The organism is Streptomyces sp. NPDC001852, assembly GCF_042891825.1.
In the GTDB taxonomy this organism is placed as follows: domain Bacteria; phylum Actinomycetota; class Actinomycetes; order Streptomycetales; family Streptomycetaceae; genus Streptomyces.
Genome location: NZ_JBIATN010000038.1, coordinates 26081 through 47166, shown reverse-complemented (window position 1 = coordinate 47166; position 21086 = coordinate 26081). Strand labels below are relative to the sequence as shown.

The window sequence follows — 21086 nt, the reverse complement described above, 5'->3', positions numbered from 1 at the left end:
GTCAGGCCGGCCGCACGGCCCGGTGCACCGTGTGGGCCGCCAGGACGAAGACGTCGGGGCGGTGGTGCACGCTGCGGGGATCGGCGGGGTCGAGGAGGCGGTCGAGGGTGGCGCGGTCCTCGGCGTCCAGGGCGTCGGCGTGGATGTCCCGGGTGCGGCTCAGCACACCGACGACGAAGGCGCGCACCCGGTCCGGCACGGGGGCGGGGATGTCGAGGAGGAAACTGCGGGTGCCCGTGTGCTTCAGGCCGGCCGCGGTCAGCAGGGCGGACCAGTCCTCGGTCTCGGCGACCGCGCCGGGCAACTCGGCGCGCATCCGCGCGAAGCGGGCCTCCTGGAGCACATCGAGGCGGGCCTGCAGCCCGGGGCGGCCGAAGCCGAGGTCGCGGGGCAGGTAGCGGGCGGACAGTCCGCCCTCCAGGATGGCCAGGGTGCCGCCGACGGCCAGCCGGGCGCCGAACGCGGCGAGCGCGGCCTTCTGGTCGCCGAGGTGGTGCAGGCTGCGGCTGGCCCACAGCAGGTCCGCCGGGTACTCCAACTTCGCCAGGGATTCGGGGAGTTCACCGGCGAGGGTGTCGAAGCGGTCGGTGAAGCCCTGGCGGGCCGCGCGGGCGCGGGCGCGCTCCAGGAGCGGTTCGGAGGCGTCGGCGGCGACCACTCGCGCCCCGGGGAACGTCTCCGCCATCAGGCAGGCGATCACCCCGGGCCCGCTGCCCGCGTCCACGATCAGCCCGGGCTCGGTCACCTCCTTGCCCAGCCAGGCCAAGGCGCGCGCGTACGCCGGGGCACACACCTCGGCCTCCGCCTCCAGCAGCGCGGCCAGCGCCGCCCAGTCGACGTCGCCGCCGTGGGTGTCACCGTGGGTGTGACCGTGCTGAGTGGGGTGCCCGTGGTGGGCCTGGTGGTCGTGTGCCATGTCGATCAGCCTCTCGCTCGGATGCGGCCAGCGTGCGACGGCGCACGAGGAGATGCCACTTTCGTTGCCGATGCCGCAAAAACGTGCAAGGCGCGGCGGAAAATCAGGTGCGCCCGTGCGGCCGCGGCCCCAGCATGGACCACCGTGGACGACGAACTGGTGCGGCGGTTCCTCACCGACGGTTTTGTGAAGCTCGACGGCGCGGTCCCCGCTGCTGTCGCCGAGGACTGCGCCCGGCTGCTGTGGCGGGAAACCGGTTACGATCCGGACGACCGCGGCACCTGGAAGGCCCCCGTGGTGCGACTCGGGGACATGGCCCAGGAACCTTTCGACACAGCCGTCAACTCCCCTCTCCTGCATGAGGCGTTCGATCTGCTCGTCGGCGGGGGCCGGTGGGCGCCGCGCCATTCGCTGGGCGGTTTCCCGCTCCGCTTCCCGCACGCCAAGGAACCGGACGACGCCGGCTGGCACATAGAAGGCAGTTATCTGCCGCAAGGCGCCACCTGGTACCACGCCAACCTGCGCTCACGGGACCGCGCGCTGCTGATGCTGTTCCTGTTCAGCGAGGTCACCGAGGCCGACGCCCCGACGCGGATCAGGGTCGGTTCGCACCTGGACGTGCCGCCGCTGCTGGAGCCGTACGGCGAGGCGGGGGCGTCCATCCTGGAGATCGCCCCGGAGCTGGTCGAGGCCACCGACCACCGCCCGCTCGCGTACGCCACCGGCCGTCCCGGCGACGTCTACCTCTGCCATCCGTTCCTGGTGCACGCGGCCCAGCCGCACCACGGCACCCGGCCGCGTTTCATGGCGCAGCCGCCGCTGTACCCCGCGGTGCCGTACGAGCTGGAGCGGGCGGACGGCGCGTACTCACCGGTGGAGAGCGCGATCCGCCGGGGTCTGGGCCTGTAGGGTCCGGACCCCGGCGGAGCTCACCGGGTCAGGACAGCGGCGGATACGCGTTCTGCATCAGCTGCTGGAACTGGGCCGAGAACCAGTGCCCGGCCAGCGGCGCGCCGGGCAGGGCGCCGGTCGGGTTGTTGCCGTTGCGGGCGTTGCCGCCGTACGTCGGGTCGCACATCCGGTCGAAGCCCTTGCCCTCGCCGTTGGCGATGGCGGTGCTGGAGCCGTCGGACTCCCCCGGCGGCTTGGCCCACACATAGGCGTCGATGCCGGCGGCCGGGGCCGCCGTCGGCCGTTCGCCGAGGCCGGCACCGCTCTGGTTGCACCAGTTGCCGACGTGGATGCGCCGGTCGAGGCGGCCTCCGTTGACATAGTCGTCCACGGAGGTCAGCGGGCCGGGACCGGTCGGCCGGGCGGTGCCGCCCCAGCCGTTGCGGGAGGTGTCGATCAGCATCCCGAGCCCTGAGTCGAACCCGGCCGCGACCAGCTTGTCCCGCAGGGCGAGGGCGTACGACTGCTCGTCCACGTACTGGTTCCAGCCCACCCACGTGGACTGGCGCACGGTGGTGCCGCCCACGGTGTCGGAGACCTTGAAGTAGGGCTCCTTGGTCGCGCTGTAGTTGGCGGTGTTGACGATGAACCCGGCCACGTCGTTGACGCTCGCGCCGTTCGTCGTGGCGACCTTGTAGAACTCCTGCACCGCCGGGCCGAGGTTGGTGTCCCAGCCCAGCCAGCCGTGGTGGCCGGCGTCCACGTAGTTGTAGACGTTGGGGATCGCACCGAGCCTGGACAGGGCGTAGGAGACGCCCTTCTCGTAGTTGCCGTTGTTCTTCATGGTCACGCAGGCGTCCGTGCTGGTGTTGGTGCCGCCGGCGTTGGTGACCAGGTTGGGCAGCGAGTCGGGCTCGATGACGGTGGCGATCCGCAGGGACGCGTAGGCCGGGTCGGAGAGGATCGAGGCGATCGGGTCGATGTAGTCCGTCTTGTACGTGGCGATGTCGTCGGGGCCGAGTTCGCCGTTGGAGGCGAGGGCGGCGCAGTCGCGTCCGGGGAGGTCGTAGATGACCAGCTGGACGACCAGGTCGCCGGAGCCCTTCTGCTTCAGGGCCGCGTTCAGGTGGTCGCGCAGCCCCATGCCGCCGCCCACGCCGTTGATCGTGGCGATCCGGTCGAGCCAGACGGCCGTGGGCTGGTTGGAGACACGGCTGCCGCCCGGTTCGGCGGCGGCCTCGGCGGACCATTCGGGGTTCACATAGACCTTGGCACCGGCGTAGGGGTTGTCGACCCGGCCGCCGGTGCTGCCGCCGCCCGTGCCCCCGCCGCCCGTGCCCCCGCCGCCGGATCCGCCACCGTCGTCGACGTTGCAGGTGACGCCGTCGAGGGTGAACGTGGTGGGCACGGCGTTGGTGCCGCTGTAGGAGGCGTTGAAGCCGAAGCTGACCGAACCGCCCGTCGCGAGCGAGCCGTTGTAGCTCGCGTTGGACGCGGTGACGTCACCGCCGCTCTGGCCGATCTGCGCGTTCCAGCCGCTGGTGACCTTCTGGTTGCCGGAGTACGACCACTTCACCGACCAACTCGACTTGGCGGTTGCGTTGTTGGTGACGGTGACGGCGGCGGTGAAGCCGGTGTCCCACTGGTTCTGCACGGTGTAGGCGACGGTGCAGGGGATGGCGGCGGTGGCGGCGCCGGCCGGTGCCGCGAGCAGCGCCGTCCCGGAGGTCCCGGCGACCAGCGCCAGGGCAGCGAGCGGCGAGGTTCTGGTACGACTCATGAGTGCGGGTTCCTTCTGTCGTCCGTGGTGTCCACGGGGTTCGTGGGGCCTAGGGGTTCAGGGCACGCAGGTGGTCGCGCAGCCCGGTGCCGTACGCGGTGGGTGTGCCGTCGTAGGCGGAGATCAGGGAGGGGCCGGAGGAGCAGTCCCAGGTGTTCCAGGTCCAGCCCAGATAGGACAGGTTCCGGTCGTCGAACCACTTCATGACCTGGTCGACGAACGCGTGCGAGCAGGTGTTCTCGCCGATCTCACCGGCGATCAGGGGCACCTGGGCGGCGACCGGGGCGAGGGTGGAGTTCCAGCAGCTCTCGGTCGAGCAGGTGTTGAAGTTGTAGACGTGGTAGGCGGCGGTCAGATTGCCGGCCGGGTCGGAGGGCCTGTAGGCCGTCCACTGGCTGAGGTCGTTGGAGTACGCCAGGCCGCCGGCCATGATGACGTTCTTGGCGCCTGCGCCCCGGATACTGTCGACGAGATCCTGCATTCCGGCGACCTCGTACGGGATCCCGGGGCAGGTCCCGCCGTCCCGCCAGCACTTCCAGGCGTCGGTGACGCTGCTGGTCGCCCGGTCCGGATAGGGCTCGTTGAACAGGTCGAACACCGGTGCCGGGTCGTCCTTGAAGGTGCCGGCCACCGACGCCCAGAACGACGGGCCGTACTGCTTGTCGGGCATCGGCTTCTGGCAGGTTGCGTGGACGTCGGAGCAGCCGGCCGAGTTGCCGGTGTACTGGCCGTACGACCAGTGCAGGTCGAGGACCGGCGTGAGGCCGTGCGCCTCGACGCGGGCCACCAGGTCCTTGACGGCGGCTCTGTAGGTGGCGCCCCCGTACTCGGGTCTGATGTTGGAAAGGCCCAGCCAGCACTCCTCGTTGAGCGGGATGCGCACGGCATCGGCCTTCCAGTCGGCGATCGCAGCGACGGCCGCGTCGTCGACCGGACCGTCCCAGATGCCGCGGCCCTGGACGCACATGAACTCGCCGCCCGAGCGGTTGACGCCGAGGAGGCGGTGTTCCTTGCCGTCGGCGTCCACGAGCTTGTTGCCGGCGACGTGCAGGGCGGGGGCGGTGCCGCCGGAGGTCGGGGGCGGTGTGGTCGGCGGCGGGGTCGGCTCGGAGTCCACGTTGCAGGTGGTGCCGTTGAGCCTGAACACCGTCGGCGCGGTGTTGGACCCCGACCAGGAGGCGAGGAAGCCGGCGGTGACGCTCGCGCCGCTGCCGAGGGAACCGTTGTAGCCCTCGTTCCCGGCGGTCACGGTGGTGCCGGACTGGGACCACTGGGCGTTCCAGCCCTGGGTGACCTTCTGGCCGTCGGCGAAGTCGAAGGCGAGCCGCCAACTGCTCAGTGCGGGTTGGTTGTTGGTGATCCGCACGGAGCCCTGGAAGCCGCCGTCCCACTGGTTGGTGACGGAGTACTCCACCGTGCACGCGGGCGTGGCTCCCTGGGCGGACACCACCGGGACCACCGCGCTCGCGACGAGCGCGGCCGCACCGGCGGCGGCTAAAAGTACTGAACGCGGGGGGTGTCGCATGAGCGACTCCTTGCAGGTGGGCGCGCCGTGACGGGCGCGTCGACTGACCGGAACCGCTCCCACTGGTGCGATGGAAGGTAGCGCCAAGTGGCGTTGATGCACAGGGGAGTTGCTGACTTTTCCTCAGCCGCCTCCGTCGAATTCTTTTCGACTCTTCAAGGACCTTGACCGTTCACCGGGTCCTCTCCACTATGGGAGCGCTCCCACTGGTTCAAGCCTTGACTTCTCCCGAGGACGCTCTCCCGAGCGACAAGCCCGCAAGGAGGAACCAGCACATGGATCCCGGACGCAAACGCAGAGCCGTGCGGCGGCTCTGGACCGCCGTGGCGGCCGCCTTCGCCCTTCCCCTGTCGATGCTCGCCACCGGCGCGACGGCCGCGCACGCGGCGTCCGTGCAGTGCAGCGTCGATTACAGGACCAACGACTGGGGTTCCGGTTTCACCGCCGACCTCACGATCACCAACCGCGGCACGGACGCGATCGACGGCTGGACGCTCGCCTACGCCTACACGGGCAACCAGACGCTGTCGAACGGCTGGAACGGCACCTGGTCCCAGTCCGGCAGGACCGTCACCGTGAAGAACGCCTCGTACAACGGCACCATCGCCACGGGTGCCGCCGTCTCCACCGGTGCGCAGTTCGGCTACAGCGGCACCAACACCGCCCCCACCTCCTTCAGCGTCAACGGCACGACCTGCGCCGGGGCCCACCAGCCGCCGGTGACGGTGCTGACCAGTCCGGGCGCGGGCGCGGTGTACACGCAGGGCGACGCGGTGCCGCTCGCGGCGACCGCGGCGGCGGCCGACAACGCCACGATCAGCAAGGTGGAGTTCTACGACGACACCACGCTGCTGGGGACGGACACGAGCGCGCCGTACACGCTGTCCGTCTCTGATTTGACCGTGGGCAGTCATTCACTGGTGGCCAAGGCGTACGACAGCCTCGGCGCGACCGCCGAGTCCACACCGGTGGGCATCACGGTCGCCTCCGGACCCGCGGTCGTGGCGTCGCCGACCCAACTGGGCGTCCAGCAGGGCACGTCGGGCACGTTCGGCGTCAAGCTGTCGACGCAGCCGAGCACGGACGTGACGGTGGGCGTGGCCCGTACGGACGGCAACACCGGCCTGTCCGTGACCGGTGGTTCCTCGCTCACCTTCACGCCGTCCGACTGGAACACCGCGCAGAACGTGACGGTCACGGCGGACGCCTCCGGCACCGGCAGCGCCACCTTCACCGCCTCGGCCACCGGGTACACCAAGACCGCGGTGACGGTGACCGAGCTGGCCGCCACGAAGGCCTACGACGCCCGTTTCCTGGACCTGTACGGGAAGATCACCAATCCGGCGAACGGCTACTTCTCCCCGCAGGGCATCCCGTACCACTCGGTGGAGACACTGATCGTCGAGGCCCCGGACTACGGCCACGAGACCACCTCGGAGGCGTACAGCTACCTGCTGTGGCTGCAGGCGATGTACGGCAAGGTCACCGGCGACTGGTCGAAGTTCAACGGCGCGTGGGCCCTGATGGAGAAGTACATGATCCCCACGCACGCCGACCAGCCGGCGAACTCCTTCTACAACGCCTCCAAGCCGGCGAGCTACGCGCCTGAGGAGGACACGCCTGACCAGTACCCGGCGAAACTGGACACGTCCGTGTCCGTGGGATCGGATCCGATCGCCGGTGAGCTGAAGAGCACCTACGGCACGGACGATGTCTACGGCATGCACTGGATCGAGGACGTCGACAACGTCTACGGCTACGGCGACACACCGGGCGGCACCTGCGAGGGCGGCCCGACGGCGAGCGGTCCGTCGTACCTGAACACCTTCCAGCGCGGCCCGCAGGAGTCGGTGTGGGAGACGGTCCCGCAGCCGACCTGCGACGCCTTCAAGTACGGCGGCAAGAACGGCTACCTGGACCTGTTCACCGGCGACAACTCCTACGCCAGGCAGTGGAAGTACACCGACGCCCCGGACGCGGACGCCCGCGCGGTGCAGGCGGCGTACTGGGCGGACGTGTGGGCGAAGCAGCAGGGCAAGGGCGGTGACGTCTCGGCGACGGTCGCCAAGGCCGCGAAGATGGGCGACTACCTGCGGTACGCCATGTACGACAAGTACTTCAAGAAGATCGGCAACTGCGTGGGGCCCTCGACCTGCGCGGCCGGCACCGGCAAGGACGCCTCGCACTATCTGCTCTCGTGGTACTACGCCTGGGGCGGCGCCACCGACTCCAGTGCGGGCTGGGCGTGGCGGATCGGCTCCAGCCATGTCCACGGCGGCTACCAGAACCCGCTCGCCGCGTACGCGCTGAGCAGCTACCCGGACCTGGAGCCCAAGTCGGCGACCGGTGCCTCGGACTGGGGCAGGTCGCTGCAGCGGCAGCTGGAGTTCTACCAGTGGCTGCAGTCCTCCGAGGGCGCCATCGCCGGCGGCGCGACCAACAGCTGGCAGGGCCGCTACGCCACCCCGCCGACCGGGACGCCGACGTTCTACGGCATGTACTACGACTGGGAGCCCGTCTACCACGACCCGCCGTCCAACCAGTGGTTCGGCTTCCAGGCGTGGTCGATGGAGCGGGTCGCCGAGTACTACCAGCAGACCGGCAACGCGACGGCCAAGGCGGTCCTCGACAAGTGGGTGAAGTGGGCACTGTCCAAGACCACGATCAACCCCGACGGCACCTACCGGATCCCCTCGACGCTGCAGTGGTCCGGCCGGCCGGACACCTGGAACCCGTCGAGTCCCGGCACCAACAGCGGACTTCACGTGACGGTCGCCGACTACACCGACGACGTCGGCGTGGCGGCCGCGTACGCCAAGACGCTGACGTACTACGGCGCCAAGTCCGGTGACACGACGGCGAAGTCCACGGCGAAGGCGCTGCTGGACGGCATGTGGAACAACGACCAGGACAGCCTGGGCGTCGCCGTCCCCGAGACCCGCAGCGACTACAGCCGGTTCGGCGACAGCGTGTACGTGCCCAGCGGCTGGAGCGGCACCATGCCGAACGGCGACGCGATCAACTCCTCGGCCACCTTCACCTCGCTGAGGTCCTTCTACAAGAACGACCCGGCCTGGTCGAAGATCGAGGCCTACCTCAAGGGCGGCGCCGCGCCCGTCTTCACCTATCACCGGTTCTGGGCCCAGGCGGACATCGCCCTGGCCATGGGGTCGTACGCTGAGCTTCTGGAATAGGCGACCCCGGCACTCCCACGGCGCAGATTCCGCCGTCAGCCCGCCCCCGCCTTCCGGAATGCCCGCACCGCGAACACCGGGTCCGGGCGCGGGCGGTCCTGGTCCGGGAGGCGGGACAGGCGGGCGGCGAACTCCTCGGTGCGCGGCTCGCCCGGTGGCAGCCGGGTGAACCAGCCGCGGCGCAGGTCGGCGATGGTGACGCGGGGGCTGCGACCCTGGCCGACGCCGGGGAACGTGGTGTCGCCGGCCGGCCGGAGCCCGTGCCGGACGGCGTGTGCGGCGACGGTGGCGGCGGCGTCCTGCGCGGTCCGGCGCGGACGGGAGGCGAGAACGGCGTCGATGTCGCTGCCGACGTCGTGCGCCGCGGCCTTGTCGACGGTGGTGACGTAGACCCCGCCGGGCCGCAGCACCCGGGCGCACTCGCCGACGATCCGGCGGACGTCCTCGGCGTCCTGCAGCAGGTGCAGCAGCCAGATGCTGGTGACGGCGTGGAAGGTGCCGGTGCGGAACGGGAGCCGGCGGCCGTCGGCCCGTACGATCGCGCCCGGCAGCCGCGCACCTGCCCTGCGCACCATGGCGGCGGTGAGGTCGGCGCCCGTCACCCGCAGCGCGGGACGGTCGGCGGCGAGCCTGCGGGTGACGATGCCCGTACCGCAGGCCACGTCCAGGAGCCGGCCCGGCCCCTCGGGGATCAGGCCGAACACCGCCCGCGTGGCCGCGGCGGCGCGGGCCTCGCCGCCCCGGGACACGTCATAGGCGTCGGCTTCCTTGTCGTAGTCGAGCACGCCCCTCAGTGTGCTTGGTGACCTGGGGCGATGTCCTCCACCCTGCGGGCGAGCGCGAAGTCGTTCGCGGTGAGCGCGCCGCCCGCGCTGTGTGTGTGGACGCTGAGGGAGACGGTGTTGTAGCCGAGGGTGAGGTCGGAGTGGTGGTCCAGTTCGTCCTGGACGGCGGCGACATGCATGACCAGTGCCGCCGCCGCGACGTGCGAGCCGAGGCGGTAGGAGCGCGTGAGCCGGCCGGAGTCGTCGACCGACCAGCCCGGCAGTTCGGCGAGCCTGTCCTCGATCTCCTTCTGCGACAGCGGTTCGACGGCCATGGCCTCGTCCTTCCCGGTGATGCGGCACAGACTCCCAGCGTGCCACAGCCGTACCAGGTCGGCTCCCGTCGATCACGCCGGCCCGAAGAGCCACCCACGGACCCGCACCGCGCCGAGGTCGTCGGCGAGCACGGCGATCCTGGCCCGACCCTCCACCCGCTGGACCCACTCGTGCGGCAGGGCATGGTCGCCGTACTGGGCGCCGAGGAGGTTTCCGCAGATGGCGCCGGTGGAGTCGCTGTCGCCGGAGTGGTTGACCGCCATCAGCAGCTTGGTCTCGACGCGGCCCGGATACAACGCGCAGAAGACGGCGATGGCCAGCGCCTCCTCGGCCACCCAGCCCGCGCCGAGCCTCTCGACACGCTCCGGCGGCGCCACCGAGCGGTCCCCGGCCTCGGTGACGGCACGCTCCAGGGCCGCGGTCGTCTCCTCGTGGCCTGGGTAGCGGGCCAGCAGCCGCATCGCACGCAGGACCGCGCCCTCCATGGAGTCCCCGGCGACAAGATTGGCGACGATCGCGGCCAGCGTGCCGGCCGCGTAGTAGCCCGTGGGGTGGCCGTGGGTGATCTGGGCGGCGCGGGCCGCCATCTGGAAGGCGACGTGATCGTACTCGGCGATGAGACCGAAGGGGGCCGAGCGCATCACCGCGCCGCAGCCCTTCGAGTCGGGGTTGACCTCGCCCGGTCGGCCCTCGAGAGGCAGCCACCGGCCGGGGGCGTACCGCTGGGCGACGCCGGACAGGCAGGCGTTGCCGGGGGCACGGCGGGCGTACAGCCACGGCTCGGTGACCAGGCCGTCCGCAGGCCCCGCCGGCAACGGCGCGGTCACCGGTCCGGGCTGGGACTGGGTGTGCAGCCAGCGTTCGTACGCCTGGAGCATCATCTCGGGCCAGCGGTCGGAGATGTCCCCCATTCTTCTGCGGTCGTGGCGTTCCCCCTTCCTTTCGAAGGAGTGGGCCTCGACGAGGGCCTCGGCCGTGAAGAGCGTCATCTGCGTGTCGTCACTGATCAGGCCCACCTCGCCGCGCGGCCCGGGGACCAGGTCGGTCACCCCGTGGGGGCCGTGGGCGGCGCGGATCCGGTCGATGGCGTCGAACTCGACGGGATAGCCCAGCGCGTCGCCGATCGCCCCGCCCAGCAGACAGCCGCGCACCCTGGCGCGGTACTGCGCAGCGCCGTCCCTGTACCACGGCCCGTTCATCCATGCACTCCTCGACTACGGTCGTATCCATGACCATTGTCGCGACCGGTAAAGCCACTTACTCCACCACCCCGTCCGACAAGGGCGTCGGCCCGCTGCTGCGCGCCTGGCGGGAGCGGCGCCGGGTCTCCCAGCTGGAGCTGGCGCTGCGGGCCGACTCCTCCGCCCGGCACATCAGCTTCATCGAGACCGGCCGGTCCCGGCCGAGCGAGGAGATGGTGCTGCGGCTCGCCGAGCATCTGGACGTGCCGGTGCGCGAGCGCAACGCGCTGCTGCTGGCGGCCGGTTACGCCCCGCACTATCCGGAGACCCCGCTGGACGACCCGGCGCTGGACGCGCTGCGCGACGGCATGGAACGCCTCATCCAGGGCTACGAGCCCTATCCGGCGCTGGTGGTCGACGCCGGTTACACGGTCGTCGCGGCGAACCGGGGAATCGAGATGCTGCTGGACGGCGTGCCGGAGACACTGCTGTCGCCCCCGAACGCGATGCGGCTGACCCTGCATCCGGAGGGGCTCGCCCCGCGCATCCACAATCTGCGCGAGTGGCGCGGGCATCTGCTCGCGCAGATGGAGCGGCAGATCGCCCTGCAGCGCTCGGACCAGCTGCGCGCCCTGTACGAGGAGGTGGCCGCCTACCCCGTGCCGGAGGACGCGCCGGGGGACGAACCGGCCGAGCCCGTCCCGTACTTCGCGCTGCCGCTGCTCATCGAGCACGACGGCCGGATCCTGTCGTTCGTGTCGTCGATCTCCACGTTCAACACGCCGATGGACGTCACGGTCGCCGAGCTCGCCATCGAGACATTCCTTCCGGCGGACCCGGCGACCGCCAAGTACCTGCACACGCTTGCCGTCTGACCACCCGACGGACAGCTCCCCCCTGTCCGGATTCCCCTCGGACCGGTGTGCGAGCCGGGATGACATGGCAGACTGCCCGCGTACTTCGACGCGTAGGGGAGGGCGTGGCGTGAGTGAACGGCGGCCTGCGCCCACCGTGGGCCAGGTGGTGCTCGGCAAACGGTTGCAGGAACTGCGCGAGGCGTCGGGCCTGAGCCGGGAGGAGGCCGCCAAGGTCCTCAGGGTGGCCTCGGCGACCGTACGGCGGATGGAGATGGCCGAGGTCGCGCTGAAGATCCCGTACGTGCAGGTGCTGCTGGACACCTACGGGGTGGCCGAGGAGGAGGCGGCCGCGTTCGTGCGGCTGGCCGAGGAGGCGAACCAGCCGGGCTGGTGGCAGCGCTTCCACGACGTGCTCCCGGACTGGTTCAGCCTGTACGTCAGCCTGGAGGGCGCCGCCCGGATCATCCGCTCCTACGAGCCGCACTTCATACCCGGTCTGCTGCAGACCGAGGACTACGCGCGGGCGGTGCTGGAGGCCGGGACGATCGGGCAGACCTCGCCGCAGAGCGTGGAACGGCATGTGTCGCTGCGCATGGAACGCCAGCGGCTGCTGGAGCGGGACGACCCGCCCCACCTGTGGGTGATCATGGACGAGACGGTGCTGCGGCGCCCGGTGAGCATGCGCGGCACGGTGATGCGCGAGCAGCTGGAGAAGCTTCTGGAGTACGCCGAGCGGGACCGGGTCACGCTGCAGCTCGCCGAGTTCGCGGCAGGCCCGCACCCGGGGACGTACGCGCCGTTCACGCTGTTCCGGTTCGCCGAGCCGGAGCTGCCGGACATGGTGTTCACCGAGTACCTGACCGGCGCGCTCTACCTGGACTCCCGCCGCGAGGTCGTCGCGCATCTGGAGGTGCTGGACCACATGACGGCCCGCGCCGCCTCGGCACAGCGCACCCAGACCCTGCTGCGGGAGTTCCGCAAGAGCCTGTGACGCCACGCACGGACCGCACCGATGGGGGAACACCCGCATGACCGCACGCGACGACGCCACGCCCACGCCGATCGACACCAGCCGTCCGCACCCAGCCCGGGTGTACGACTGGTGGCTGGGCGGCAAGGACAACTACCCGGTGGACGAGGAGCTGGCCCGGAAGATCCTCGCCGTGGACGGCACGGTGGTACGCGGGGCGCGGGCCAACCGCCGGTTCATGCACCGGGCCGTCCGTACGGCGGCCGAGGCGGGCGTACGGCAGTTCCTCGACATCGGGACCGGTATCCCGACCGAGCCCAACCTGCACCAGGTGGCCCAGGGCGTGGCCCCGGAGTCCCGGGTGGTGTACGCGGACAACGACCCGATCGTGCTGCGGCACGCGGAGGCGCTGCTGCGGAGTTCCGCCGAGGGCGGCACCTACTACGTCCACGCCGACGTCCGCGATCCGGACACCATCCTCCGGCTGGCGGGCGAGAGTCTCGACTTCGGCCGCCCGGTGTCGTTGTCCCTGGTCGCCCTCACCCACTACCTGGGCGAGCAGGAGGACGATGTGTTCGCTCTGGTCAAGAGGTACGTCGACGAGCTCGCCCCCGGCAGCTTCCTGATCCTCTCCCAGGTCACCCAGGACCTCAGCCCCGATGCCGTGGCCGGAGCGGCCGAGCTGTTCCGCAGGAGCGGCACGCCGTTCCACCCCCGCTCGCTGCCCGAGTTCTCCCGCTTCTTCGACAGTCTGGAGCTGCTCGGGCCCGGCGTCATCCCCGTGCACGGCTGGCGCCCGGAACCGGTGGACGTGGCGGCCCAGGCGGAGGGCGTGGTGCCGGTGTACGCGGGGGTGGCGGTCAAGCGCTGACGCGTGCGGGAGGCCAGCACCGGCGGCATCAGGCCGCTCCCCCCTTGGTGTCCCTGTCCTCGTCGACGATCTCGGCGTCGACCACGCCGTCCGCGTCGGCCGTGGTCTCGCCCTCCTGCGTGGTCTGACCGCCGGCGGCGGCCGCGTACATGGCCTGCCCCATCTTCTGGCTGACGGTGGCGAGCTTCTCCACGCCGGTGCGCAGGGCGGTGGTGTCGGCGTTCCGTTCCAGCAGGGTCTTCAGTTCCGCCGCGGCCGTCTCGACCTCGCCGCGCGTGTCGGCGGGGACGCGGTCGTGGTTGTCACGCAGGAACTTCTCGGTCTGGTAGACGAGTTGCTCGGCCTGGTTGCGGGTCTCGGCGGCCTCGCGGCGCCTGCGGTCCTCCTCGGCGTACTGTTCGGCCTCCCGCATCATGCGGTCGATGTCTTCCTTGGGCAGCGCCGAACCGCCGGTCACGGTCATCTTCTGCTCGCGTCCCGTCGCCAGGTCCTTCGCCGAGACGTGCATGATCCCGTTGGCGTCGATGTCGAAGGCGACCTCGATCTGCGGTACGCCGCGCGGGGCGGGCGGAAGGCCGGTGAGGTCGAAGACGCCGAGCTTCTTGTTGTACGCGGCGATCTCGCGTTCACCCTGGTAGACCTGGATGCCGACCGAGGGCTGGTTGTCGGTGGCGGTGGTGAAGATCTCCGAACGGCGGGTGGGGATCGTAGTGTTGCGTTCGATCAGCTTGGTCATGATGCCGCCCTTGGTCTCGATGCCGAGGGACAGCGGGGTGACGTCGAGCAGCAGGACGTCCTTGACGTCGCCGCGCAGGACCCCGGCCTGGAGCGCGGCGCCGACGGCCACCACCTCGTCGGGGTTGACGCCCTTGTGCGGGTCCTTGCCGGTGAGGTCGCGCACCAGGTCGGTGACGGCGGGCATCCGGGTGGAGCCGCCGACGAGGATGACGTGGTCGATCGCGGACAGCTGGATCCCGGCGTCCTGGACGGCCTGGTGGAACGGTTTCCTGCAGCGGTCCAGCAAGTCGGCCGTCAGCTCCTGGAACTGAGCCCTCGTCAGCTTCTCCTCCAGGTGCAGCGGTCCCTCGGCGGAGGCGGTGATGTAGGGCAGGTTGATCGACGTCTCCGAGGACGAGGACAGCTCGATCTTCGCCTTCTCGGCGGCCTCCCGCAGCCGCTGTACCGCCATCTTGTCGGCGCCGAGGTCGATGCCGTGGCTCCCCTTGAACCGCTTCACCAGGTACTCGACGATCCGCTGGTCCCAGTCGTCGCCGCCGAGGTGGGTGTCGCCGTTGGTGGCCTTCACCTCGATGACGCCGTCGCCGATCTCCAGCAGGGACACGTCGAAGGTGCCGCCGCCGAGGTCGAAGACCAGGACCGTCTGTTCGTCGCCGCGGTCCAGGCCGTAGGCGAGGGCGGCGGCGGTCGGCTCGTTGATGATCCTGAGCACCTTCAGCCCCGCGATCTCCCCGGCCTCCTTGGTGGCCTGGCGCTGGCTGTCGTCGAAGTACGCCGGTACGGTGATCACCGCGTCCGTGACGTCCTCGCCGAGGTAGGCCTCCGCGTCCCGCTTCAGTTTCTGCAGCACCCGCGCGGACAGCTCCTGGGCGCGGAAGCGGGTGCCGTCGACCGACCCCTGCTCCGGAAAACGCCAGGAAGCGTCTCCCATGTGCCGTTTCACCGACCGGGCGGTGCGCTCCACGTTGGTCACGGCCTGCCGCTTGGCGACCTCGCCGACCAGCACCTCCTTGTTCTTCGCGAACGCCACCACCGACGGTGTGGTCCGCGCGCCCTCCGCGTTGGTGACGACGGTGGGCTCGCCGCCCTCCAGGACGGCCACCACCGAGTTCGTCGTCCCGAGATCGATCCCCACCGCACGTGTCATGGTCCGTCCCCTTCCGCCCGGGCGCCTGCCGCACTCCCAGCACAGGCCGTGCCCGCGACGCTGTCAATGGCCCAGGGCCCGGACACGGCGATGCCGCGCCCCGGGAGCGGGACGCGGCATCCGGGGCCGTACGGGCGTCAGGCCAGCTCGGCCGTCAGCGTGATGGTCGTACCGGCCAGGGCCTGGCTGACCGGGCAGTTCTTCTTGGCGTCCTCGGCGGCCGAGGCGAAGCCCTCCGCGTCCAGGCCCGGCACCTCGCCGCGCACGGTGAGGTGGATGCCGGTGATGCCCTCGCCCGGCTGGAAGGTCACGTCGGCCTTGGTCTCGAGCCGGGTGGGCGGGGTGCCGGCGCCGGCCAGACCGTGCGAGAGGGCCATGGAGAAGCAGCTGGAGTGGGCGGCGGCGATCAGCTCCTCGGGGCTGGTCTTGCCGTTCGCCTGCTCGGCGCGCGACGGCCACGACACCGCCTGCTCGCCGATACCGGAGGAGTCGAACGTGACGACGCCGTGCCCCTGGAGCAGATTGCCTTCCCAGAGGGTGTGCGCGGTGCGCGTGGTGGCCACGATGGTTCCTTTCGCGTCGGGTCCCGTGACGTGAGATCCCGTTACGGGGGTTTTCCGTGCCCCTATCCGATCACATCCGGGCTCATCGCACTCTGAAGACCGGCCCACGCGGCGTGAACGGGAGGTGACTTCCCTGCGGGATCAGATAGGCGTGCTCGCGGCGCACCCGCAGCACGTCGCACCAGCCGTCGGTGATCACCAGCACCGGTGCGGCGGGCGGGAAGTCCTCCGCCCGGTGCAGCAGGTCGATGCCGGGCTGCAGGACCGTGCCGCCGCGCCCGTGCACCCGGACCCGGCCCGCGATCTCGGTGACCGGGAGATAGCCGGCGTCGTGCGGGGGCACGTCGCAGAACACCACCCGGGCGGCCGGTACGTCCCGGGCCTCGGCGTAGGAGGCGATCGCGCCGAGCGCCTTGCCGAGCAGGGTGCGGCTCATCGAGCCGGAGGTGTCGAGAACCACTCCGAAGGTGCAGCGGGCGACCTCCTCGGGCGGGAACCAACGGCCGGCGCGCGGGATGTCGGGGGTGGAGGCCTGGCGGCGGGCCGGGCGGGCGAAGGACCGTACGGGCTCCGGGCGGGGCACGAACTCATCGAACCAGCGGGCCAGTTGCGCGTCCCAGGGCAGCGGCGGATGGCTGAGCGCGCGGATCTCCTCGACGAGGCCGCCGGGCAGGAAGCCGCGCTCCTGGGCCTGGTGCAGATCGAGACCGCGGCCGAGGCCGCGCCGGTAGAACTCGTCCAGGTCGACGTAGTCGCCTGCTGGGCGCACCGGTGCGCCGAGGACGTCACCGGTGCCCTTGCCGCGCAGGGTGGCCAGGCGCCGGACGCGGCGCAGGTCGCCGGCGATGCGGTCGTGGACCTCCTCGGCGGACAGGCCGGCGAGCTGCGGGTCGTGCAGCAGCCCCTCGGGCATGGTGCCGACCCGCATCTCGACCAGCCAGCCGTTGATGACGTAGTCGCAGGCGACGTTGAAGAGGTAGGGGTCGCGCGGGCCGCAGCGGTCGCCGTGGCGGAGGGCGGCGTGCAGCATCTCGTGGGCCAGGACGAACCGCCACTCCTCGGCGTCGAAGGTGCGCAGCGGGTTGACGTAGATCTCGCCGGCCGCGGGGTCCACGGCGGCGATCTGGATGCCGTGGGCGCGGGCGAGTTCGGCGTCGGCGACCAGCTTGATGCCGGCGGCGATGCCACCCAGCAGCGGGTACGAAGAGACGAACCAGCTCAGGGCCGTCTCCCAGGGCCGCTGCGGGGTCCGCTCGCCGTCCAGGGAGTCCCGGCGGCCGGCGGCCATGTCCATCGCGGCGGACACGGTCCGGGTCAGCGCGGTCGCGAAGGCCAGCTGCCGGTCCGGGACGCGTCCCTGCCAGGCGCGCCATGCGGTGAGCACCTGGTCGGGTGCCCCGCCCGCGGTGCCGCAGTGCTCGTAGGCGGGCGGCAGGCCGTGGGCCCGCCAACGCGCGGCGAGGCGCTCCTCGTCCCCGTCGGGGTAGCTCGCGGGCAGGTCCTCGGGGGTGGTGCCGACGGGGAAACCGAGCAGAAAACGGTTCACCACGACGCAGCGGGCGGCGAGGTCGTAGCGGTCGGGCTGCTCGCGCGGGCCCCTGGCGGCCGGGACATGGCCGAAGCCGAGATGCAGGGCGGCGTGCGCGAGCGCCCAGGCCCAGGCGCCGGGTTCGGCGAGCCTCTCGGGGCGGGCGTGCACGGTGGCGTCGGAGTCCACGACGACCAGGCCGTCGCGCGGGGCGAGGGCGCAGGTCTCACTGCGGCAGACGCCGAAGTCGACGGCGGCGAGGGCGGGGTTGGCCCGCAGCAGCCGCATCCCCTCGGCGAACGCCTCTGCGGCGAGGTCGCGTTTCTGCCGCGTCCCGTTCTTCCCGGGTCCGGTCTTCTTCGGCGGGGTACGGCTCACCGCCGGGCCTCCACCAGGCGGGGCATGTCGCGGGCGGCCTCGACCAGGAACCACGCGGGCAGCACGGGGTTGCCGTCGGCGTCGGAGGCGATGACCGTCTGGGCGACCTCCACGGAGATCTCGGCGAGCTGCACCAGCAGCGACTTGGCGCGGTAGGCGATCTGCCGGCCGTTCGCCGACATGTGCTCCTTGCCGGCGGGCAGTTCCTTGACGAGCCGGCCGCGGAACGACTCGGCGAGGTAGTAGAGCAGGTCCCGGTCCTGCATGCGGTGCGGCCAGCGGGCGTCGCCCTTGATGATCGCCTCGATCCCGAACCGACTGCGCACGACCTTGACGTAGCCGCAGAACGCGGTCGCGTGCGCGGGCGTGAGCGTGCCGTGCGCGAGGACCGTGAGGGTCGGCTCGTCCGGATCGGGGCCGAAGGAGTGCAGGGCGTCGGAGAGCATGTGCCAGGAGCGGGGGGTGGAAAACGGTTCCTCGGTTTTCGGCGGCTTGGACCACAGGTGGTCCGGCCGGTCGGTGAGATGGTCCAGGATCCAGGGGTGGATGCCGTTGTCCGCCGCCCAGGCCAGCCAGTCCGTGGCGGAGACCTCCAGGTGGACATGGGCGAGCCGGTTGACCAGGGCGGAGGCCAGCGGCCGGGCGAGCGCGTTGTCGGTGGACCGGTTGCCGGCGCCGATGACGACGGAGCCCGCGGGCAGCTCGTAGTTTCCGATGCGACGGTCGAGGATCAGCGAGTAGAACGCCTTCTGCACGTCCGGGGTGGCCGCGTTCAGCTCGTCCAGGAACAGACAGTACGGCTCGTCCCGGGCGATCGTCTCCGGCGGGCAGAACACCGACCGTCCGTCGCGGATCTGCGGCACGCCGATCAGGTCCTCGGGGGCGAGCTGCGTACCGAGCAGGCTCACACACTCCAGGCCCAGCGAGTCGGCGAACTCCCGCACCAGGGAGGACTTTCCGATCCCGGGGGCGCCCCAGAGGAACACGGGCCGGACGGTGGCGAGGCCGAGGAGGAGTTCGGGGAGGCGGGCGGGAGTGACGGTGACGGCAGCCTGCAAGGCGGGGCATCCTCGGGAGTGTTCGAGCGGTGTACGACTCGAACAGTGTGGGTGTCCGGCCGGGTGGACGCAGCCGATTTTCAGGCGGCCCGCTCGTCCTCGGTGTCGGGGGTGTCATCGGTGCGGGTGTCGGCGCCGGTGTCGTCGGCGCCGGTGTCGTCGGTGAGCGGGACCTGGGGTCCGTTCAGCTCGCCCAGCCAGCGGCGCAGCACCTGGTGCACCTGCTCGGCGCCGGTCAGTTCCGCCTCGCCGTCGACGGGTGCGGGCAACTCCAGCGGCGAGAGCAGGAAGGGGCGGGACTGGGCGCCGCCCAGGCCGCCGTGGGAGCCGATCTGCTCCTCGAAGGCGAGGACCTCGCCGTCGGTGGGGTCGAAGGCGGAGTTCACCATGATGTCGGCGGTGTGCGGGAAGGAGTGGGTACGGCGGACCGCGGCGGCGGCGCCGGGACCGAACCGGGCCAGCGGGCCGGACCGGTCGTCGAGTTCGGCCAGCGGGATCTCGGCGCCGTGGGCTCCCAGCACCACACCGTCGTGCTCCGCACTGCGCACCAGCAGGAAGCCGATGCCCGGGTGGTTGGCGAGGGTGCTGAGCAGGGCGGGGTGGCGGGCGTCGATCTCCTCCTTGGTCATGCGGTGGGGCACGTCCGGGAAGGACACCAGGCCGAGGTTGCCGGAGGCCAGCACGATGGGCTCGGAGCCCGGGGCCGGATGGTGCTGCTCGCTCTTCTCCTCCACGGGCCGGCGCAGCGCGGCCCGGACGGCGGCACGGGCCTCGGCGCCACTGTGCGTGTGTTCGGCGCGGCGCGGCACGTGCAGCCCGCAGCCGGCCCGGACCAGATCGCCGAGGGTGAGTCCGTACCGGGAGCGGAAGGTCTCGCCGGGGCTCTGCCCGTGGTCGGAGAGGACGACGATGCGGTACGGGCGGGGCGCGTGCTCCGCGACCCGCTGCAGGAGGGCGAGGGAGCGGTCGAGGCGCTGCAGCACCTTCTCGGCGTCCCGGCTGCCCGGACCGGAGTGGTGGGCGACCTCGTCGTAGGCGACGAGATCGGCGTAGACGGCGGTGCGCCCGGCGAGCATGTCACCCATCACCGCGGCGACGACGACGTCCCGTTCGACGACGGTGGCGAAGGCGCGGACGAGCGGGTAGAGCCCGCCGCGGCTCACCCGGGGGCGCTGTCCGCGCATGCGGGCGCGGGTTGACTGGCCGATCTCGCGGGCCACTTCGGCGAGGAAGGACAGGGCCGTGCGGACGGCGTTCGCGGGGTCGGAGAAGTAGGCGAAGTAACCGGCGCGGGAACGGTTCTCCCGGGCTCGGCGGCGGGTCGCGATGGACAGCACGAGGGCCTGTTCACCGGCACCGCCGCTGAAGAGGTTGCCACGGCTGGCGCCGTCCACCGTGAGCAGTCCGCCGTCGCCGGTACGCAGGATGGCGCGGCGCTGCAGTTCCGCAGCGCTCGTCGGGCGATTGCACACCATCACCTCCCCCCGGTCCTTCTCGTACCAGCGGAAGGCCGGCACGTCGAAGGTGCTGCCGTGGAGAATGCCGAGCTGGCTGGCACCGGTCTGGCTGGACCAGTCGGTGCGCCAGGGGGTGAGTCGGTGGGTGGGGCGGGGGGTGGACCGGGGGATGTCGTCGCTGGTCGGCTGCGTGCCCTCGCCCGTCCCGAGCCAGCCCGCGACCGTCGGCATCAGTCCCTTGCGGACCGCGTCCCCGAGGACGTCGTGGCCGACACCGTCGAGCTGGACGAGGACCAGGCCGGGGGTGGTCGGGCAGGGCGGGTCGGATCTGCGGCGGCGGGCGGCGAGGCGGTGCAGGCGGCGCCGGTAGGTCTCGTCGTCGCGTACGGCGAGGGCCGCGCCGGTGGCGGAGGCGACGGCGGACATCACGGCGGCCACGATGACGGCGGTCTCGGGGGCCGCCTCGCCGCGGCCGGAGGGGTTGATGCGCAGGGCGAGCAGCAGCAGGGAACCGTTGAGGAAGAAGACCAGCAGGCCCAGCACGAGGGCGGGTACGAGGAGCAGCAGCCGGACCAGGAGCGGCCACACCACGGCCGACAGCACACCGAAGGCCCCGGCGCCGCAGGCGGCGGTGACGGCGATGCGGGTGGCGCTGTCGCCGTCGGCGGACTGGAGCCGGAAGTCGGGCAGGAGCGCGGCGAGGACCATCATGGTGAGGGTGGAGACCGCCCAAACGGTGGCGCTCCGGCCGATCTGACGGGCGACCCGCCGCCATCGCACGCCTCGCACGCCCCGCACCCCTCACGTCCCGGCCCGCCCGACCGGGGCCTCGCCCCACCTTGTCACAGGGGTGCCGTGCGCGGCCGGGGCGATCGCGTTGTCAGTCCCGCCTGTCATCATCCCGCCATGCTGAACGACGACTTGGTGCCCCT

Annotated in this window: 16 protein-coding genes; 5 read left to right on the top strand and 11 right to left on the bottom strand. The window is 71.5% G+C overall.

The genetic code is table 11. The annotated features are described in order from the left end of the window. Position 1: 1 nt before the first annotated feature. Entirely contained in the window at positions 2-916 is a 915-nt protein-coding gene (locus ACFYZB_RS40940) for a class I SAM-dependent methyltransferase (protein WP_388766994.1), read from the bottom strand. Between the two features lie 144 nt (positions 917-1060). On the opposite strand from ACFYZB_RS40940, the gene ACFYZB_RS40935 reads away from it, so the two are divergent. Further along, positions 1061-1825, top strand: a complete 765-nt coding sequence (locus tag ACFYZB_RS40935; protein ID WP_388766993.1) for a phytanoyl-CoA dioxygenase family protein — start codon at positions 1061-1063, stop codon at positions 1823-1825. 28 nt (positions 1826-1853) lie between these two features. On the opposite strand, the gene ACFYZB_RS40930 is transcribed toward ACFYZB_RS40935, so the two are convergent. Together ACFYZB_RS40930 and ACFYZB_RS40925 are read right to left on the bottom strand one after the other, a co-directional pair. Further along, positions 1854-3587 (bottom strand): glycoside hydrolase family 6 protein, encoded by a 1734-nt coding sequence (locus ACFYZB_RS40930; RefSeq protein ID WP_388766992.1) that lies wholly within the window; start codon positions 3585-3587, stop codon positions 1854-1856. A 49-nt stretch (positions 3588-3636) separates the two neighbouring features. Further along, positions 3637-5112: a cellulose binding domain-containing protein gene (locus tag ACFYZB_RS40925; protein WP_388766991.1), complete on the bottom strand. Its 1476-nt coding sequence runs from the start codon at positions 5110-5112 to the stop codon at positions 3637-3639. Positions 5113-5387: 275 nt separating this feature from the next. Here ACFYZB_RS40925 and ACFYZB_RS40920 point away from each other — a divergent pair, with 275 nt between their 5' ends. Continuing rightward, a complete protein-coding gene (locus ACFYZB_RS40920) occupies positions 5388-8306 on the top strand; it encodes a glycoside hydrolase family 48 protein (RefSeq protein WP_388766990.1) in 2919 nt (972 codons plus the stop codon). Positions 8307-8341: 35 nt separating this feature from the next. On the opposite strand, the gene ACFYZB_RS40915 is transcribed toward ACFYZB_RS40920, so the two are convergent. The 3 genes from ACFYZB_RS40915 to ACFYZB_RS40905 form a co-directional block, all read right to left on the bottom strand. Next, positions 8342-9091 carry a class I SAM-dependent methyltransferase gene (locus ACFYZB_RS40915; RefSeq protein WP_388766989.1) on the bottom strand — a complete coding sequence of 250 codons (750 nt, stop codon included), beginning with the start codon at positions 9089-9091 and terminating at the stop codon, positions 8342-8344. A 5-nt stretch (positions 9092-9096) separates the two neighbouring features. Further along, the gene (locus tag ACFYZB_RS40910; protein WP_351212026.1) at positions 9097-9405 is read right to left on the bottom strand and encodes a 4a-hydroxytetrahydrobiopterin dehydratase; all 309 of its coding nucleotides are present in this window, start codon (positions 9403-9405) and stop codon (positions 9097-9099) included. Positions 9406-9477: 72 nt separating this feature from the next. Beyond that, a complete protein-coding gene (locus ACFYZB_RS40905) occupies positions 9478-10605 on the bottom strand; it encodes an ADP-ribosylglycohydrolase family protein (protein WP_388766988.1) in 1128 nt (375 codons plus the stop codon). 29 nt (positions 10606-10634) lie between these two features. Here ACFYZB_RS40905 and ACFYZB_RS40900 point away from each other — a divergent pair, with 29 nt between their 5' ends. The 3 genes from ACFYZB_RS40900 to ACFYZB_RS40890 all read left to right on the top strand — a co-directional run bounded on the left by ACFYZB_RS40900 (position 10635) and on the right by ACFYZB_RS40890 (position 13285). After that, complete coding sequence (locus ACFYZB_RS40900) at positions 10635-11462, top strand: helix-turn-helix domain-containing protein (RefSeq protein ID WP_388766987.1); 828 nt, start codon at positions 10635-10637, stop codon at positions 11460-11462. Between the two features lie 109 nt (positions 11463-11571). Continuing rightward, complete coding sequence (locus ACFYZB_RS40895; protein WP_388766986.1) at positions 11572-12435, top strand: helix-turn-helix domain-containing protein; 864 nt, start codon at positions 11572-11574, stop codon at positions 12433-12435. Between the two features lie 37 nt (positions 12436-12472). Further along, positions 12473-13285, top strand: coding sequence for an SAM-dependent methyltransferase (locus ACFYZB_RS40890; protein WP_388766984.1), 813 nt, complete (start codon positions 12473-12475; stop codon positions 13283-13285). A gap of 28 nt (positions 13286-13313) precedes the next feature. Here the strand turns inward: ACFYZB_RS40890 and dnaK are convergent, their stop codons facing one another. The 5 genes from dnaK to ACFYZB_RS40865 all read right to left on the bottom strand — a co-directional run bounded on the left by dnaK (position 13314) and on the right by ACFYZB_RS40865 (position 20943). Beyond that, entirely contained in the window at positions 13314-15170 is a 1857-nt protein-coding gene (gene dnaK / locus ACFYZB_RS40885; RefSeq protein WP_388766983.1) for a molecular chaperone DnaK, read from the bottom strand. Between the two features lie 137 nt (positions 15171-15307). Beyond that, on the bottom strand, positions 15308-15733 hold the full coding sequence (locus ACFYZB_RS40880) for an OsmC family protein (RefSeq protein WP_351212014.1): 426 nt from the start codon (positions 15731-15733) through the stop codon (positions 15308-15310). 82 nt (positions 15734-15815) lie between these two features. Continuing rightward, positions 15816-17549 carry a hypothetical protein gene (locus tag ACFYZB_RS40875; RefSeq protein WP_388767025.1) on the bottom strand — a complete coding sequence of 578 codons (1734 nt, stop codon included), beginning with the start codon at positions 17547-17549 and terminating at the stop codon, positions 15816-15818. An 86-nt stretch (positions 17550-17635) separates the two neighbouring features. Then, complete coding sequence (locus tag ACFYZB_RS40870) at positions 17636-18697, bottom strand: MoxR family ATPase (protein WP_351212012.1); 1062 nt, start codon at positions 18695-18697, stop codon at positions 17636-17638. Between the two features lie 80 nt (positions 18698-18777). Next, entirely contained in the window at positions 18778-20943 is a 2166-nt protein-coding gene (locus tag ACFYZB_RS40865; RefSeq protein ID WP_388766982.1) for a phage holin family protein, read from the bottom strand. Between the last annotated feature and the right edge of the window lie 143 nt (positions 20944-21086).

Excerpts from the sequence above, each read along its gene's own strand:
- ACFYZB_RS40940 (WP_388766994.1), bottom strand. The coding sequence starts at position 916 with ATGGCACACGACCACCAGGCCCACCACGGGCACCCCACTCAGCACGGT.
- ACFYZB_RS40930 (WP_388766992.1), bottom strand. The coding sequence starts at position 3,587 with ATGAGTCGTACCAGAACCTCGCCGCTCGCTGCCCTGGCGCTGGTCGCC.
- ACFYZB_RS40925 (WP_388766991.1), bottom strand. The coding sequence starts at position 5,112 with ATGCGACACCCCCCGCGTTCAGTACTTTTAGCCGCCGCCGGTGCGGCC.
- ACFYZB_RS40920 (WP_388766990.1), top strand. The coding sequence starts at position 5,388 with ATGGATCCCGGACGCAAACGCAGAGCCGTGCGGCGGCTCTGGACCGCC.
- ACFYZB_RS40910 (WP_351212026.1), bottom strand. The coding sequence starts at position 9,405 with ATGGCCGTCGAACCGCTGTCGCAGAAGGAGATCGAGGACAGGCTCGCC.
- ACFYZB_RS40905 (WP_388766988.1), bottom strand. The coding sequence starts at position 10,605 with ATGAACGGGCCGTGGTACAGGGACGGCGCTGCGCAGTACCGCGCCAGG.
- ACFYZB_RS40900 (WP_388766987.1), top strand. The coding sequence starts at position 10,635 with ATGACCATTGTCGCGACCGGTAAAGCCACTTACTCCACCACCCCGTCC.
- ACFYZB_RS40890 (WP_388766984.1), top strand. The coding sequence starts at position 12,473 with ATGACCGCACGCGACGACGCCACGCCCACGCCGATCGACACCAGCCGT.
- dnaK (WP_388766983.1), bottom strand. The coding sequence starts at position 15,170 with ATGACACGTGCGGTGGGGATCGATCTCGGGACGACGAACTCGGTGGTG.
- ACFYZB_RS40875 (WP_388767025.1), bottom strand. The coding sequence starts at position 17,549 with ATGCGGCTGCTGCGGGCCAACCCCGCCCTCGCCGCCGTCGACTTCGGC.